11 protein-coding genes are annotated in these 15548 nt (G+C 72.6%); 10 read left to right on the forward strand and 1 reads right to left on the reverse strand.

The features are described from left to right. The first annotated feature begins 30 nt into the window (after positions 1-30). From ACZ56U_RS34035 to ACZ56U_RS34045, 3 genes are read left to right on the forward strand one after another with little or no spacing between them, the layout of a single operon-like run. Complete coding sequence (locus ACZ56U_RS34035) at positions 31-1398, forward strand: tetratricopeptide repeat protein (protein ID WP_469087778.1); 1368 nt, start codon at positions 31-33, stop codon at positions 1396-1398. Continuing rightward, positions 1395-3083: a nickel/cobalt transporter gene (locus tag ACZ56U_RS34040; protein ID WP_469087779.1), complete on the forward strand. Its 1689-nt coding sequence runs from the start codon at positions 1395-1397 to the stop codon at positions 3081-3083. Before ACZ56U_RS34035 ends, ACZ56U_RS34040 begins: the two co-directional genes overlap by 4 nt. Positions 3084-3140: 57 nt before the next feature. Then, positions 3141-4730 carry a serine/threonine-protein kinase gene (locus ACZ56U_RS34045; protein WP_469087780.1) on the forward strand — a complete coding sequence of 530 codons (1590 nt, stop codon included), beginning with the start codon at positions 3141-3143 and terminating at the stop codon, positions 4728-4730. Positions 4731-4734: 4 nt separating this feature from the next. On the opposite strand, the gene ACZ56U_RS34050 is transcribed toward ACZ56U_RS34045, so the two are convergent. Continuing rightward, positions 4735-5529 (reverse strand): SGNH/GDSL hydrolase family protein, encoded by a 795-nt coding sequence (locus ACZ56U_RS34050; protein ID WP_469087781.1) that lies wholly within the window; start codon positions 5527-5529, stop codon positions 4735-4737. A gap of 313 nt (positions 5530-5842) precedes the next feature. On the opposite strand from ACZ56U_RS34050, the gene ACZ56U_RS34055 reads away from it, so the two are divergent. The 7 genes from ACZ56U_RS34055 (at position 5843) to ACZ56U_RS34085 (ending at position 15528) form a co-directional block, all read left to right on the forward strand. Beyond that, a complete protein-coding gene (locus tag ACZ56U_RS34055; protein ID WP_469087782.1) occupies positions 5843-7045 on the forward strand; it encodes a S8 family peptidase in 1203 nt (400 codons plus the stop codon). 162 nt (positions 7046-7207) lie between these two features. Further along, positions 7208-7633: a hypothetical protein gene (locus ACZ56U_RS34060; protein WP_469087783.1), complete on the forward strand. Its 426-nt coding sequence runs from the start codon at positions 7208-7210 to the stop codon at positions 7631-7633. Position 7634: 1 nt separating this feature from the next. Then, positions 7635-8732 carry a GNAT family N-acetyltransferase gene (locus ACZ56U_RS34065; protein ID WP_469087784.1) on the forward strand — a complete coding sequence of 366 codons (1098 nt, stop codon included), beginning with the start codon at positions 7635-7637 and terminating at the stop codon, positions 8730-8732. Positions 8733-9107: 375 nt separating this feature from the next. After that, on the forward strand, positions 9108-9929 hold the full coding sequence (locus tag ACZ56U_RS34070; protein WP_469087785.1) for a glycosyltransferase family 2 protein: 822 nt from the start codon (positions 9108-9110) through the stop codon (positions 9927-9929). Further along, complete coding sequence (locus ACZ56U_RS34075; RefSeq protein WP_469087786.1) at positions 9926-10915, forward strand: glycosyltransferase family 2 protein; 990 nt, start codon at positions 9926-9928, stop codon at positions 10913-10915. Before ACZ56U_RS34070 ends, ACZ56U_RS34075 begins: the two co-directional genes overlap by 4 nt. Then, positions 10908-11708 (forward strand): polysaccharide deacetylase family protein, encoded by an 801-nt coding sequence (locus ACZ56U_RS34080; RefSeq protein ID WP_469087787.1) that lies wholly within the window; start codon positions 10908-10910, stop codon positions 11706-11708. The genes ACZ56U_RS34075 and ACZ56U_RS34080 overlap by 8 nt, the downstream gene beginning before the upstream one ends. Beyond that, positions 11701-15528, forward strand: a complete 3828-nt coding sequence (locus ACZ56U_RS34085) for a lipopolysaccharide biosynthesis protein (RefSeq protein WP_469087788.1) — start codon at positions 11701-11703, stop codon at positions 15526-15528. The genes ACZ56U_RS34080 and ACZ56U_RS34085 overlap by 8 nt, the downstream gene beginning before the upstream one ends. Positions 15529-15548: the final 20 nt, after the last annotated feature.

Raw genomic sequence — 15548 nt, forward strand, 5'->3', positions numbered from 1 at the left:
ATCCAGCCGACCGAACTCCAGGAGAGGGCCATGGCCCCGGGTACGAACGACGACGAGACGGCCACCGCCGGACGACGGCTGCACGCCGTGCGACTCGGCGGCTCCGCCGTTCTGCTGGCCATCGCCCTCACGGCCGGCTCGATCGCGGTCGGCGCCCTGCGCGACGAGGGCGGCACGTCCGTCGCGGCCGCGCCGAGCGCCGTCTCACCGGCGATGCTCTCCGGCGGGGACCTCGCCGCGAGCGTCTCCTCCCTGCAGGCCCATCTCCGCTCCCAGCCGCGGGACTTCGGCGGCTGGGCCACCCTCGGGCTCGCCTACGTCGAGCAGGCCCGCACCCAGGGCGACCCCTCCCGCTACCCGCGGGCCGAGCAGGCGCTGAAGCGGTCGCTTCGGATCAGGCCCGGCAACGAGCAGGCCCTCGCCGGCCGGGCCGCCCTCGCCGCCGCCCGGCACGACTTCGACGGCGCCCTGACGTACGCGGACCGCACACTGGAGCAGAACCCCTACAACGAACGCGCGCTGTCCTCCCGTATCGACGCCCTCGTCGAGCTCGGCCGCTACGCCGACGCGGCGAAGGCCGCCGACACCGCCGACTCCCGCAGGCCGGGCATCCCGGTGTTCACGCGGTACGCGTACGTCCACGAACTGCGCGGCGACGTGACCACGGCCAAGCGGGTGCTGAAGCAGGCACTGAGGTCGGCCTCGACTCCCGGGGACATCGCGTACGTCGCCTCCCAGCTCGGCCAACTGGCCTGGAACCAGGGCGAGTACAAGGACGCGCTCACCCACTACGCGCGGGCTCTGGCCGCCGACGACGCCTACCTCCCCGCTCTGGAGGGCCGGGCCCGCGCCCAGGCCGCGAGCGGCGACGAGAAGGCGGCGGTCCGCGGCCTGGAGGACGTCGTCGCCCGCTTCCCGCTGCCGGGCCCGCTCGTGGCGCTCGGCGAGCTGTACGACCAGCGCGGCGACCGGGCGAAGGCCGAGGACCAGTACGCCCTCGTCGACGCCTGGACGGCGCTCGCCCGGGCCAACGGCGTCAACGCCGACCTCGACACCGCGCTCGCCGCCGCCGACCACGGTGACCGGAAGGCGGCCCTGCGCGCGGCCCGCGCCGAGTGGGACCGCCGGCACACCGTGCACACGGCGGACGCCCTCGCCTGGGCCCTGCACGTCAACGGCCAGGACGACGAAGCCCTGCCCTACGCCCGCCGGGCCACCGCGACCGGCTACCGCAACGCCGCGTTCCTCTACCACCGGGGCGTCATCGAACGCGCCACCGGCCATGACAAGGACGCCCGCACCCACCTGGCGGCGGCCCTGAAGCTGAACCCCGGCTTCTCGCCCCTCGGCGCGGCCGAGGCCCGCGAGGCGCTCAAGGACCTGGAGGCGGCCGCGTGAGGTCCCGTCGACTGTTCGCCTCCGGTGCGGCCGCTCTCACGGCCGCCTGCGCGCTCGTGCTCCTCCCCTCCCAGGACGCGAGCGCGCACCCGCTGGGCAACTTCACCGTCAACCGCTACGACGGTCTCGTCGCCGCCCCGGGCCGGCTCCGCGTCGACCACGTCGAGGACCTCGCCGAGATCCCGGCGACCCAGGCGAAGCCGGACATCGAGCGGCAGGGTCTGACCGGGTGGGCCGCCGACCGGTGCGCGACGGCCGCCCGGGACAGCGAGGTCACCGTCGACGGCCGCGGCGTGGCCCTGACGGTCCGCAGCGGCGTGGCGCGGGTGCGGCCCGGGCAGGCGGGGCTCGACACCCTGCGCGTGGAGTGCGAACTGACGGCGCCGCTCCCCGAGGGCGCCACCGTCGGCCTGGGCTTTCGCAGCGCCGGTGCGGACTCCGGGCCCGGGTGGAGGGAGATCACCGCGCGCGGCGACCGCGTGACGCTCACCGCCTCGGACGTGCCGAGGACGTCCGTGTCCGGTGAACTGCGCACGTATCCGCAGGAGTTGCTGTCCTCCCCAGCCGACACCACGACGGCAGAGCTGCGGGTACGACCCGGCGGGCCTGCCCTCGCCGAGGAGCGTGCGGACGCGCCGGCGGCGTCCGTGCTCCCGCGCGGCGCCGACCGCTGGACCCGGGCGCTGGACTCCCTGGTGGCCCGCCACGACCTCACCGTCGGCTTCGCGGCGCTGGCCCTGTTCATCGCGGTGGCCCTCGGCGCGCTGCACGCGCTCGCCCCCGGCCATGGCAAGACCCTGATGGCGGCGGTGGCGACGGCTCGCGGCGGCAGGGCCCGGCTGAGGGACGTCATGCCGCTCGCCGCGTCGGTCACGGTCACCCACACCCTGGGCGTGGTCGCTCTGGGCCTGCTGGTCACGGCGGGCTCGGGCGCGGCGCCCTCGGTGATCACCTGGCTGGGCGTCGCGAGCGGGGCGCTGGTGACCGGGGCGGGTCTGACCCTCGTACGACGGGCCTGGCACCAGCGGAAGCACGCGCGGGGTCAGGGCCACGGGCACCCCCACGATCATGACCACGACCACGACCACGGGCATGCGCACGGGCACACCCACGACCACGGAGACGACGGCGGTCACGGTCACCCCCACGACCACGAGCCCGCCGAGGCGCCCGAACGCGTGCCGGTGCTGGTGTCCGCGCACAGTCACGCGACCGCCGGGCCCCCCGCGCCCACCCCCGCCCCGCACAGCCACGACCACCCCCGCCCCCGCGACCACGCGCCCCACCCGCAGACCGTCGAGCACACGCACGGCGGGTTCACCCACACCCACTCCACCGCCCCCACCCTGCGCGGCACGATCCTGCTCGGGTTCGCCGGTGGTCTCGTCCCGAGTCCCTCGGCGGTCGTCGTGCTGGTCGGGGCCATGGCGCTGGGGCAGGCCTGGTTCGGCTTCCTGCTCGTCGTCGCGTACGGCGTCGGCCTCGCGCTCACCCTCACCGCAGCGGGGTTCGCCGTCGTGAGGCTGGGTACCGGAATGAACCGGCTGCTGGACCGGCGCCCCCGCTGGACCACCCACCCGGCCACGGTGCTCGTCCGCAGGTCCGCGCCGCTGATGTCCGCGTTCCTCGTCGTGGCGCTCGGAGTCGGATTGGTGCTCAAGGGGGCGGCATCCGCACTTGGCTGAGTTACTTTTGGGGAGAAATGACACGAAGTCACGCGGAGCTGCGAATGGGGGACGCCCGTGTCCGAAGAGCCGGGCAGTGAACGTCTGATCGCGGGCCGCTACCGCCTGCTGTCCCCGCTCGGCGAGGGCGGCATGGGGACCGTGTGGCGCGCCCGCGACGAGGTGCTGCACCGTGAGGTCGCGGTGAAGGAGGTGCGCGCCCCCTCGGGACTGGCCGGGGCGGACGTCGAGCGGATGTACGCCCGGCTGGAGCGCGAGGCGTGGGCCGCGGCCCGGGTCGCGAACCGCAACGTGGTGACGGTGTACGACGTGGCCACGCAGGACGGGCGCCCGTGGATCGTGATGGAGCTGGTGCGCGGGGTCTCCCTGGCCGACGTCCTGGACGCGGAGGGCCCCCTGTCCCCGCAGCGCGCCGCCCACATCGGCGCCGAGGTCCTGGCCGCGCTGCGCGCCGCGCACGAGGCGGGGGTGCTGCACCGGGACGTGAAGCCCGCCAACGTGCTGCTGTCGAACGACGGCCGGGTGGTGCTCACCGACTTCGGGATCGCGATGGTCGAGGGCAGCTCGGCGCTCACGATGACCGGCGAGGTCATCGGCTCGCCCGAGTTCCTGGCCCCGGAGCGGGCGCTGGGCCGCACCCCGGGCCCCGAGTCCGATCTGTGGTCGCTGGGGGTGCTGCTGTACGCGGCGGTCGAGGGCAATTCCCCGTTCCGCCAGAACACCCCGCTGAGCACCCTGCGCGCGATCGTGGACGAGGAGCTGCCGCCCCCGCACCGGGCCGGTCCGCTCACCCCCGTCATCGAGGGCCTGCTGCGCAAGGACCCCGCGGAGCGGCTGCCGGCCGACCGTGCCGAGCAGGATCTGCGGATCATCGGCGCCGGGGGCACCCTGCGCGCGGACGCGCCGCCGCCGGGCCCGTACCCGCCGGCGACGGCCGCCTATCCCGCGGAACCGCCGACGACCTCCTACCCGACGGGGCCCAGGAGGGCCGCCTCGCCCGCGACCGCCCGGACGGCCACCGAGCCCCCGGGCCGCAGCCGCCGGGCCGCCGTGGTCCTGGTCGCGGGCCTCGCCGCGCTGGCGCTGGCGATCGCGGGGCTGACGTACACCCTGCTGAACGGCGATGACGACGGGGGCAATGAGGGGAGCCCCGAGACGAGCCGTACGGCGGGCGAGACCACGCCGACGCCGTCCGACGAGGAGAGCGAGGAGCCGCCGCCCGCTTCCACCCCGGAGAAGAGCACGACGAGCGCGCCGGCGCCGGTGACCGTCAAGGCCACGCTCAAGGGGTCGCGCACGGAGTACTCGGGGGCCTGTCCGCCGCCGCAGGCCGAGGCGCCCTCGTTCACCGCGACGATCACGGTGAGCCGGGTGCCGGCCGAGGTGCGCTACCGCTGGGTGTCCTCGGACGGCGATGTGATGGACAGCGGCTGGAAGACGCTGTCGTTCCCGGCGGGCGGCGGCACGTCCCGGCAGGACACGGTGGTCGCGACGACAAGCAACGACAGCGGGACGTTCGAGAGCGACATCAGTGTCGAGGTGCAGGACCCGGAGCACGTGACGTCCAACTCGGTGCCGTTCTCGGTGACCTGTGAGACGGAGACCCCGACGGACGGGGTCTCCCCCTCTCTTTCGCCGAGCGGGTGAGCGGTCAGGTCGCGCTGTTCAGTGCGGGCAGGTAGCCACCCGACTGGCCGGCGGCGGTGGGATGGTACGAGTCGCCGACGCTGAGCCAGTTCAGGCTGTGCAGCCAGGAGCTGCCGGAGCAGATCTCGTGGCCGGTGAAGGTCGGGCGCACGTCCGCCCAGGTGAAGCCGTGGTCGGCGGCGCGCTTGGCGAGGGCGGCGGCCAGGTGGTCGGCGGCGTCGTTGATCGCCTTCCGCTTGGTCTCGGACAGGCCCACGCAGCTGGTGCCGAGCTTGTAGAAGCGCGGGTAGCCGAGCACGACGACCTCGGCGTTGGGGGCCCGGGTGCTGATCGCCGAGTAGACGTTGTCCAGTTGGCCGGGCAGCGTCGAGTCGACGTACGCCTTGGCGGTGTTGACGCGGGACAGGCAGGAACTGTCGGACTGGAGCACGCAGGTGGTCATGACGTCGGCGAAGCCGGCGTCGTTGCCGCCGACGCTGATGGTGACCAGGGCGGTGGCGCTGTTCAGCGGGGTCAGCTGGTTCGCCAAAACATCACCCGTACGAGCGTCGGAGCAAGCCGTGAACGCGAACGACGAGGGTGAGTTGGCGGCGGCCCAGAGGTAGGGGTACGCCTTCGTGCTGCGCTTGCAGTCACCGCTGGAGGACAGGTAGCTGCCGGCGCCCACCCCGGAGGAGTAGGAGTCGCCGAGGGCCACGTACGGGCCTGTCGCGGCCTGCGCGGGGGTCGCCCCGGCGAGGGCGGCGCCGACAGCGAGGAGGAGCGAGGTGACGTAAGCGGTAAGTCGGGAACGTCTCATGGAACCTCCCTTTAGCAGGATCTCTGCCACAACCGTCGTAGCAACTACGCGTGTTGACGGGAAGTGTTCATGCCAAGACTTTTCCGCCCCCACCCATCCGGCGGCATATGTTCATGGCGCGTTTGATTGCGCGTACATGACAGGTTTGTTGACAGCTCCTCAACTCCCTTGGCCCGCGCGCGTAGATCACCCACGCTTTACTCAGCCCGGGACGGGAACGCGACGTTCCGGGTCGTGTGCGCGATCACGCGCGCACCCCCCACGGACGCGCGCCCCACACCGCCGCGTGTCGCCCAGAGGAGGACTCCCTCGCATGGCACCACTGCGTAAGTTCCGGTTCGCCGCGATAACCAGCCTGGCGACCGCCACCCTCGTCGGCGGGCTCACCACCCTTCCCGCCGAGGCCGCCCCGGCCGAGGGCACCGTCCTTGCCGCCGGCTCCCCCACGGCGGTCAAGGACAGCTACATCGTGACCCTGAAGAAGGGCCCGACCGGCTTCAAGTCGACCTCGACCGCCGGAAAGAGCCTGGTCAGGGAGTACGGCGGCACGGTCAGGAAGACCTTCGGCGCCGCGCTCAACGGCTACTCGGCCACCCTCTCCGCGGCCGAGGCGAAGAGACTCGCGGCCGACCCCGCGGTGGCCTCCGTCGAGCAGGACCAGCGCGTCCACGTGGACGCCACCCAGACCAGCGCCCCCTGGGGCCTGGACCGCATCGACCAGGCCGCGCTGCCGCTCTCGGGCACCTACACCTACCCGGACACCGCGGGCGCCGGCGTGACGGCCTACGTCATCGACACCGGTGTACGCATCACCCACGCGCAGATCAGCGGCCGTGCCTCGTACGGCTACGACGCGGTCGACGGCGACACCACCGCCTCCGACGGCAACGGCCACGGCACCCATGTGGCCACCACGATCGCGGGAACCACCTACGGCGTCGCCAAGAAGGCGAAGATCGTGGCGGTCCGGGTGCTCGACAACGCCGGCTCCGGCACCACCGCGGGCGTCATCGCGGGCATCGACTGGGTGACCAAGAACCACTCCGGCCCCTCGGTCGCCAATCTCTCGCTCGGCGGCGGCGCGTCCACCAGCCTGGACACGGCGGTCCGCAACTCCATCGCCAGCGGCGTGACCTACGCGGTGGCCGCGGGCAACAGCAACGCCAACGCCTCCTCGTCCTCCCCGGCCCGGGTCACCGAGGCCATCACCGTCGGCGCCACCACCAGCACCGACGCCCGGGCCAGTTACTCGAACTACGGCTCGGTCCTGGACATCTTCGCGCCGGGCTCCTCGATCACGGCGGGCTGGTACACCAGCGACACCGCGACGAACACCATCTCCGGCACCTCGATGGCCACCCCGCACGTCGCGGGCGCGGCCGCCGTCTACCTGGCCGGCCACACCTCGTCGAGCCCGGCCCAGGTCGCCTCCGCCCTGATCGCCGGTGCCACCACCAACGCGGTCACCAGCCCCGGCAGCGGTTCGCCGAACCGCCTCCTGAAGCTCGTGCAGTAACTCCCGGCCGACCGTGCCCCGCAGGCGCCGAGCGCTTGCGGGGCACAGCTGTCCAGGCGCGGACCGGCGCGAGCCGCGGGATCCCTCACGCCCTTGACGGCCCCGGTCGCCCTGCGCGACATTGAAGCCTCGCATCCGGCGCTTCGGGGGGCAAAGTCGCCAATGCAGACCATACGTATCAGGACATCATCAAAGGACGGCGCCGACCGCGCGCGGACCGGACCGCACAGGGACCTGTCGCCGCTGCTCGCGGGCGCCGCCACGGCCGTCGGCGGATGCGGCGCGGTCCTCGCGCTGGTCGGCTCGGACTCACCGCTGCGGGGCCCGTTCACGCTGTTCTTCCTGCTCGCGGCGCCGGCCGTGGCCATCGGCGCCGCCTTGCGCGGTCTGGCCCCGCTCACCCGGGTGATCACCGCGCTGGCGGGCTCGGTCGTCGTGAACATGCTGGTCGCGCAGGGCATGCTGGCCACCCACCACTGGTCGTGGCGGGGCGGGATCGTGGCGGTGACCGCGATCAGCGCCCTCCTTCTCCTGCTGGTCCGGGTACGGCGCCGAGGCGGCCGTACGACGACGGGACGGACTGCCTGACGTGGACATCAGCGTGTACCGTCCCGGCGAGCTGAGCGCGGCCGACCGGGCGGCGTGGACGTCGTTGCAGTCCAAGGCCCACCTCCAGGGATCGCCCGAGCTGGCGAACCCGTTCCTGTCCCCCGAGTTCGCGCTCGCCGTGGGGTACCACCGCCGGGGCGTGCGGATCGCGGTGGCGCGCGAGGGCGGGGAGCCCGCCGCGTTCTTCCCGTTCCAGCGCAGCGCCACCGGGGTCGGCCGGGCCGTCGGACTCGGCGTCTCGGACGCCCAGGGCCTGGTGCACCGGCCCGGGTTCACCTTCGACGCGCAGGAGTTGCTGCGTGCCTGCGGGCTCGCCGTCTGGGAGTTCGACCATCTGGTGGAGGGCAGCCAGCCGTTCGCGGCCGGTACCACCGGCAGCTTCCCGTCCCCGGTCATGGACGTCGACCAGGGCTACGACGCCTATCTGGCCCATCTGCGCGCCAGGGCACCGAAGTTCACCAGGACCACGCTCGCCAAGGAGCGCAGGCTCGGCCGGGACGCCGGCGAGGTGCGTTACGTCCACGACGAGCGCGACCCCGCCGCACTGCGCACCCTGATGGGCTGGAAGTCCGCGCAGTACCGCAGGACCGGGCGCAGCGACCGCTTCGCCCACGCCTGGATCACGGGACTCGTGGAGCGGCTCTTCCACACCCGTTCCGAGCCGTTCGCGGGGGTCCTGTCGGTGCTGTACGCGGGCGGCAAGCCGATCGCGGCGCACTTCGGACTGCGCAGCGAGCGGGTGCTGGCCTGCTGGTTCCCGGCGTACGACCCGGCGTTCTCGAAGTATTCGCCGGGGCTGGTGCTGCACTTGCGGATGGCCGAGGCGGCCGCCGCCGACGGCATCGCCCATCTCGATCTCGGGCGGGGCCAGAAGGAGTACAAGGACTCCCTCAAGACACGGGAGATCGTCGTGTCGGAGGGGTGGGTGACCCGGCGTCACCCGGTCGCACTCGGGCACAGGGCGCGCCGCGCCCCGGTCCGGGCGCTGCGCAACACGGTCCAGTCGCGGCCGGAGCTCTTCGAGCCGGCGGACCGGATCCTGAAGCGGATGGGGAGCATCCGATCGCGGAACACATAGGTTCCGTAACGGTCAAACCAACAAAAACGTGAGGCCTGGTTCCAGGTCTTGCCATAGGGGTTCAATCGTCAATACCGTCATACATCACACCCGCAACGGAACGTCACAGCGGTACCAGGGGAGGGCTCAGGACCGCGACGGGCCGGAGCGGGGCGCGGTAGGGGGGTGCCGTGCTCGGTGACCGCACTGGTGACCGAGTCGTGCCGCGCGACCGGCGGCCCTGTCGGGGCCGTCGGCCGGCTTTGCCAGCTCACCGGGCGTGTTCGGAGATCCGTTTCGGCATGCCGTAGGTGCAAACAACCCCCCTTTCGAACCGGACAACAGCCGGGCCGCCCAGGGGCGGGCGGTCCAGCCGGACGAGAGGGAACCAGACTCATGAGCTCTGTTCTGCGCTCGGCGACCCCGGGCCAGCACCTGTCCACGGCCGCGAAGTACCGGCCTGTCTCCACCCACCTGGCGATCGCGCCTCCGGTGAGTGTCGTGATTCCCGCCATGAACGAGGCGGAGAATCTTCCGTACGTCTTCAAGACCCTGCCCGACTGGATCCACGAAGTCGTCCTGGTGGACGGCAACTCCACGGACGACACCGTCGAAGTGGCCCGCGGGCTGTGGCCGGAGGTCAAGGTCGTCAAGCAGCGCGGGAAGGGCAAGGGCGACGCGCTGATCACCGGGTTCGAGGCGTGTACCGGCGACATCATCGTGATGGTCGACGCGGACGGCTCGGCCGACGGCAACGAGATCCTCAGCTATGTCTCCGCCCTGCTCTCGGGCGCCGACTTCGCCAAGGGGTCCCGGTTCGCCAACGGCGGCGGCACGGACGACATGACCTTCATCCGCAAGCTCGGCAACTGGGCGCTGTGCACCATCGTCAACCGCAAGTTCGGCGCCCGCTACACGGATCTCTGCTACGGGTACAACGCGTTCTGGCGGCACTGCCTCGACAAGATCGACCTCGACTGCACGGGCTTCGAGATCGAGACCCTGATCAACATCAGGGTGGTCAAGGCGGGCCTGAGAGTGCAGGAGATACCCAGCTACGAGTACCTCCGCATCCACGGGGCCAGCAATCTGCGCGCCGTACGGGACGGGTTCCGGGTGCTCAAGGTGATCCTCGGCGAACGCTCCAACCGGCGTGAGCTGCGCCGCCAGGCCCATCACTCCCCGATGCTCGACTCGGTCCGGGGAGAGGTGTCTTGAGCGGTCCCGACATCTCCGTCGTGATCTGCGTCTACACCGAGGACCGCTGGGAGGACATCCTCGCGGCGTTCGCCTCGGTCGCCGCGCAGTCGTACCCGGCGCGGGAGACGCTGCTGGTCGTCGATCACCACCCGACCCTCCTGGACCGGCTGGCCAAGGAGTACAAGGAGGTCCGGTCCGTGCGGGTGCTCGCCAACGCGGGCCCCCGCGGGCTGTCCGCGGGCCGCAACACCGGGATCGCCGCCGCGCGCGGCGAGGTGATCGCCTTCCTCGACGACGACGCCGTCGCCGAACGGGACTGGCTGCGCCACTTCGCCGCGGGCTACGCCGATCCGCGGGTGATGGCCGTCGGCGGCCGTACGGAGCCGATCTGGGCCTCCGGGCGGCGGCCGGCCTGGTTCCCCGAGGAGTTCGACTGGGTGGTGGGCTGCACCTACAAGGGCCTGCCGCCGGGCCTGGTCCGCGTCCGCAACGTCCTCGGCGGCAACGCCTCCTTCCGGCGTACCGCCTTCGACGCGGCCGGCGGGTTCGCCACCGGCATCGGACGGGACGGCGACAAGCGGCCGCTGGGCTGCGAGGAGACGGAGCTGTGCATCCGGCTCACCCGCGCCCGGCCCGACGCCGTCCTGCTGATCGACGACCGCGCGGTGATCCACCACCGGGTGCCCGAGGCGCGCGAGCACTTCGGGTACTTCCGCACCCGCGCCTACGCCGAGGGGCTGTCGAAGGCACTCGTGGCGCGAAGTGTCGGCGCACAGAAGGGACTTGAGTCGGAGCGCCGGTACGCCACCCGGGTGCTGCCCGCCGGAGTCGCCCGCGGGCTGCGGGACGCCGCGCTGGCCCGGCCGGGCGGCGCGGGGCGGGCCGGCGCGATCGTCGCGGGGGTGCTGACGGCCGCCGGTGGGTACGTGGTGGGAAGCGTCAGGGCACGCGGGGGCGGGGCCACGTTCCAGGTGGCGCGGATCGAGGAGGGCTCGGATGGCTGACGCACCCGTGCCGATCCTCATGTACCACGCGATCGCCACCGACCCCGGCGAGGCGACCCGCGAGCTGTCGGTGACCCCGGAGGCGTTCGCCCGGCAGATGGAGATCATCGGCGAGTCGGGGCACACCCCGCTCACCACGGCCCAGTTGGCGGCGAGTTGGCGCTCGGGCAAGCCGCTGCCCGAGCGTCCGGTACTGATCACCTTCGACGACGGCTACGAGGGGGTGCACCGGCACGCCCTGCCCGCGCTCGCCCGGCACGGCTTCACCGCCACCCTGTTCGTCTCCACGGCCTGGCTGCGCGGCCCGCACGACAACGGCCACGCCCTGGACACCATGCTGGACTGGCCGCAGGTGCGCGAACTCGCCGCGCACGGCGTCGAGATCGGCGGGCACAGCCACACCCACCCGCAGCTCGACCAGCTCGACGACGACCGCCTGCGCCGTGAGCTGATCCTCTGCAAGGAGATCGTGTCGGACCAACTCGGCACCGTCCCCGCCTCGTTCGCCTACCCCTACGGCTACTCCAGCCGCCGGGTACGGGAGAAGGTCCGCCAGACGGGGTACGACCAGGCCCTCGCCGTCGGCAACGGACTCGCCCGCCGCCGTCAGGGGCCGTACGCGCTGCGGCGGGTCACCGTGCGCCGCGCCACGGACGCCGAGGAGTTCCGTCGGCTGATCGAAGGCCGGGCCATCGCCCGCAACTTCGCCCGGGACCGCGCGTTCACCAAGGGGTACGCCATGGTCCGCAGAGCACGACAGGTCCGCCGGAAGGCCATCCGTTCCCGTGTCTGACACGACGACCACCCCCGAGGCCACCGAGCCCGCCGCCGAGGCGCCCGAGCGGTCGGGGCGCCGTCTCCGGCTGCCCGGCCTCGGCCGGTCGGCGGGTGGCAGCCAGCTGTTCCGCAACGCCTACGCCCTGATGCTGAACACGGGGATCTCCGCCGTGCTCGGCCTGGGTTTCTGGCTGGCCGCGGCCCGCTACTACTCCGAGTCCGCGGTCGGCCAGGGCTCCGCCGCGATCGCCGCGATGAAACTCCTCGCGGGCCTGACCGCGGTGACCCTGACCGGCGCCCTGGCCCGCTTCATCCCGGTCGCGGGCCGCGCCACCGGGCGGCTGATCTTCCGTACCTACGCGGGCAGTTCGGTGATCGTGGCGCTGGCCGCGGGTGTCTTCCTGCTCACGCTGGGGCTGTGGGGGCCGTCGTACGGCTTCCTCGACGATCCCGCGCACGCCCTGTTCTTCGTGCTCGCGGTGGTCGCCTGGTCGGTGCTGACCCTCCAGGACGGGGTGCTGACCGGGCTGCGCAGCGCGCTGTGGGTGCCGGTCGGCAACACGGTGTTCTCCGCGGTGAAGCTGGTGCTGCTGGTCGCCTTCGCCACCGCGATCCCCACCATGGGCGTCTTCGTGTCGTGGGTCGCGGCCATCGCGGTGTCGGTGCTGCCGCTGGGCTGGCTGGTGTTCCGGCGGCTGGTGGCCCGGCATGTGAAGGCGACCGAGGGCCACGCGCGGCCGCCGTCGCTGCGGGAGATCGGGCGCTTCCTCGCGGGCGACTACACCGGCTCCCTGTTCTCGCTCGCCGTGGTCTACCTGGTCCCGGTGATCGTGGCCGCCCGGGTCAGCTCCGAGGACAACGCGTACTTCTACATCACGACGACGATCGGCGGCACGGTCAACCTGCTCGCCATCAACATGGGCGCCTCCCTCACGGTGGAGGGCTCCCACGACCCGGGCCGGCTCGCCGCCAACACCCGGGCGGCGCTGAAGCGCATGGCGCGGATCATGCTGCCGGTGTGCGCCGTGCTGTTCTTCGGCGCGCCCTGGATCCTCGGCGTGTTCGGCGCGGGCTACGCCGACGCGGCGACCGGGCTGCTGCGCTGGTTCGCGGTCGGCGCGGTGCTGCGGGTCGTGATGGAGACGTACTTCGCGGTGCTGCGCGCGCAGAGCCGCACCGCCGGACTGGCCTGGTTGCAGGGCCTGTTGTGCGCGCTGGTGCTCGGGCTGACGCTGGTGCTGCTGCCCCGGATGGGGCTGATCGGCGCCGGTGTCGCGGAGATCTGCGCGCTCGCGGTGATCGTGGCGCTCGCCGCCCCCAGGCTGTACCGGATCCTCAAGGGCTCGTCGGCCGTCCCGGAGGACGCGGCGCCCGACGGGGACCTCGCCGACCTCGGGGCGCGCGAGGTGACCGTCCCACTGGGCGTCCGCGGGCGCGGGCCCGCCTGGGCGCTCGACCAGGACACCCTCGGCCTCGGCATCCACGTCGACTTCGACCACCTGGAACGCCGGCCGGACGTCCGGCCCGGCCCGGGCACCCCGCCCACCGGCACACCGGTGGTGGCGCGCCCCCGGCCGCACGCGGCGCCGCCGCACCGGCCGACCTGGGCGAAGCCGCCCGAGGTGGGACTGCCGGTCGAGGAGCGCGAACCGGGCTCGGAGGCGTCGCTGGGCCCGGTGCAGACCTCGGCCGGGCTCGCGGCGGGAGCCGAGGTGGACGCGCCGTTCGAGCCCGCCCGTCCGGTCGCGCGGGAGGAGCCGCCCGTGCCGGAAGAGGTACCGGTGGCCGTGGAGCCGCCGCCCGCGTCGCGGCGGGAGCGGCTTCGGCCCGGCCGGGCCGGGGTCGTGCTCGGCTGTCTGCTGACCGCCGCGCTGCTGCTGTACTGGGTGCCCGTGCTGGGCCTCGGCGAGGCCGACCTGGACGAGATGGGCGGGCTCGGGCTGGTCTCCGTGCTGCCGCTGCCCACCCTGGTCGGTGCCGGGCTGCTGGCCGTGGCCTTCGCCTCGCTGCTCTGGCTGGGCCGTGAGCACAAGGCGCTGCTGCTCGTCACCCTGCTGGCGACGGTGGTGTCGCTGCACGCGCTGCCCGCGGTGATCGAGACCGAGCCCCGGTTCGCGACCGCCTGGCAGCATCTGGGCTTCCTCGACTTCATCGACCGGACCGGGTCGGCCGTGCCCGACCTGGACGCCCGCTGGAGCTGGCCGGGCTTCTTCGCGGTGGCCGCGTTCGTCGCGCAGGCCGGTGGGGTCGACGACTTCACCGAGGTGATCCGCTGGTGGCCGCTGGCCATCCAACTCCTCTATCTGGCGCCGATGTTCCTGCTGGTCCGCTCGATGCGGGCGAGCTGGCGGGCCAAGTGGACGGGCCTGTGGGTCTTCGTGCTGTCCGGATGGGTCGGCCAGGACTACTTCTCCCCGCAGGGCTTCACCTACCTCCTCTATCTGGTGTTCGCGGCGCTCCTGCTGGTCTACTTCCGCGCCCCGCGTGTGATCTGGACGAAGAGGCGGCCCGGCGAGGCGGAGGTCGAGCCGACGAACCGGCGGCAGCGCGCGGTCCTGCTGATGGTCGTCATAGGGCTGTTCGGGGCGAGCGTCCCGGCCCACCAGCTCACGCCGTTCGTGATGCTCGGCCTGCTCACCGCCCTCGTGCTGATCGGCAAGTCCGAACTGCGCGGCCTGCCCATCCTGTTCGCCGTGATGGTGGCCGTCTGGGTCGGCTTCATGGCCGAGCCGTACTGGTCGGGGCACTTCGACGAACTCTTCGGCGGCGTCGGCGGCGTCGGCGGCAACGTGCAGTCCTCGGTGGGCGGCCGGATCGAGGGCGGCAGTTCGACCCACAAGCTCGTCCTCTACACGCGCGTGCTGCTCGCCGGCGGTGTGATGGCGTTCGCCTGCTGGGGCTGGTGGCGCCGCCGCGACCACCACTACCAGGAGCGCTCCCTGCTCGCCCTGACCTTCGTACCGTTCCTGGGCTTCGGCATGCAGTCCTACGGCGGTGAGATGGCGCTGCGCGTCTTCATGTTCGCCCTGCCCGGCGCGGCCCTGCTGATGGGCCTCGCGCTGTTCCCGCGCACCGGGATCACCGCGAAGGAACGCGACAAGGACCGGGTGAGCCTGGCCCCGCTGGCCGCGCTCATGGCGGGGCTGCTCCTCATGGGCGGTTTCCTGATCGCCCGTTGGGGCAACGAGCCGTTCGAGCGGATCCGGCCCGGCGAGGTCGCCGCCATGGAGTACGTGTACGCCCACGACGACCCGACGGTCCGGTTGCTGTGGCTCAGCAACGACACGGTCGACAACGTGACACCGGCCATGCCGTGGGGCGCGCGGGACATGGAGAAGGTCGAGTATCTGCCGACTGCGGCGCCGGCCGACCCGGTCCTGGTGTCGAGCCTGGTCAAGGCGCTCAGGGACGCGGGGCCGAACTCGTATCTGATGATCAACCGCAGCCAGGTGACCTATCTGGAGCTGGACGTCGGCTACTCCGCGAGCTGGGAGCCGCGGCTGATCCGGAACCTGGACAAGCGGGCGGAGTTGAGGAAGGTCTTCGTCAACCCGGACGTCACCATGTACGCGCTGGCCGAGCAGCCCGCGGGCAGGGCGCCGACGGCGGATCCGGGTCCGATCGGGCCGCAGGTGACCTGGACGCCCTGGTCGGTGGTCGGCGGTCTCGCGGCCCTCGCCCTGGTCGTGCTGCTCACGGCACGCGAGGTGGTCCGGGTCGCGGTCCGGCCGAGCGTGCGGCAACTGCAGTGGTTGCAGAGCAGCTTCTGGTTCTCGCTGCCGCTGCTCGCGGTGCTGCTGGCCTCGCTGGTGCAGCGGTTCCTGACGATGAAGTAGGGGCCGGGTGGCTCACCCGT

The sequence above is a fragment of the Streptomyces sp. NPDC034103 genome (assembly GCF_055575395.1).

What these genes read in the sequence shown, in the direction of transcription:
- ACZ56U_RS34035 (WP_469087778.1), top strand. Translation starts at nt 31, where the DNA reads ATGGCCCCGGGTACGAACGACGACGAGACGGCCACCGCCGGACGACGG.
- ACZ56U_RS34050 (WP_469087781.1), bottom strand. Translation starts at nt 5,529, where the DNA reads ATGAGACGTTCCCGACTTACCGCTTACGTCACCTCGCTCCTCCTCGCT.
- ACZ56U_RS34055 (WP_469087782.1), top strand. Translation starts at nt 5,843, where the DNA reads ATGGCACCACTGCGTAAGTTCCGGTTCGCCGCGATAACCAGCCTGGCG.
- ACZ56U_RS34060 (WP_469087783.1), top strand. Translation starts at nt 7,208, where the DNA reads ATGCAGACCATACGTATCAGGACATCATCAAAGGACGGCGCCGACCGC.
- ACZ56U_RS34070 (WP_469087785.1), top strand. Translation starts at nt 9,108, where the DNA reads ATGAGCTCTGTTCTGCGCTCGGCGACCCCGGGCCAGCACCTGTCCACG.
- ACZ56U_RS34080 (WP_469087787.1), top strand. Translation starts at nt 10,908, where the DNA reads ATGGCTGACGCACCCGTGCCGATCCTCATGTACCACGCGATCGCCACC.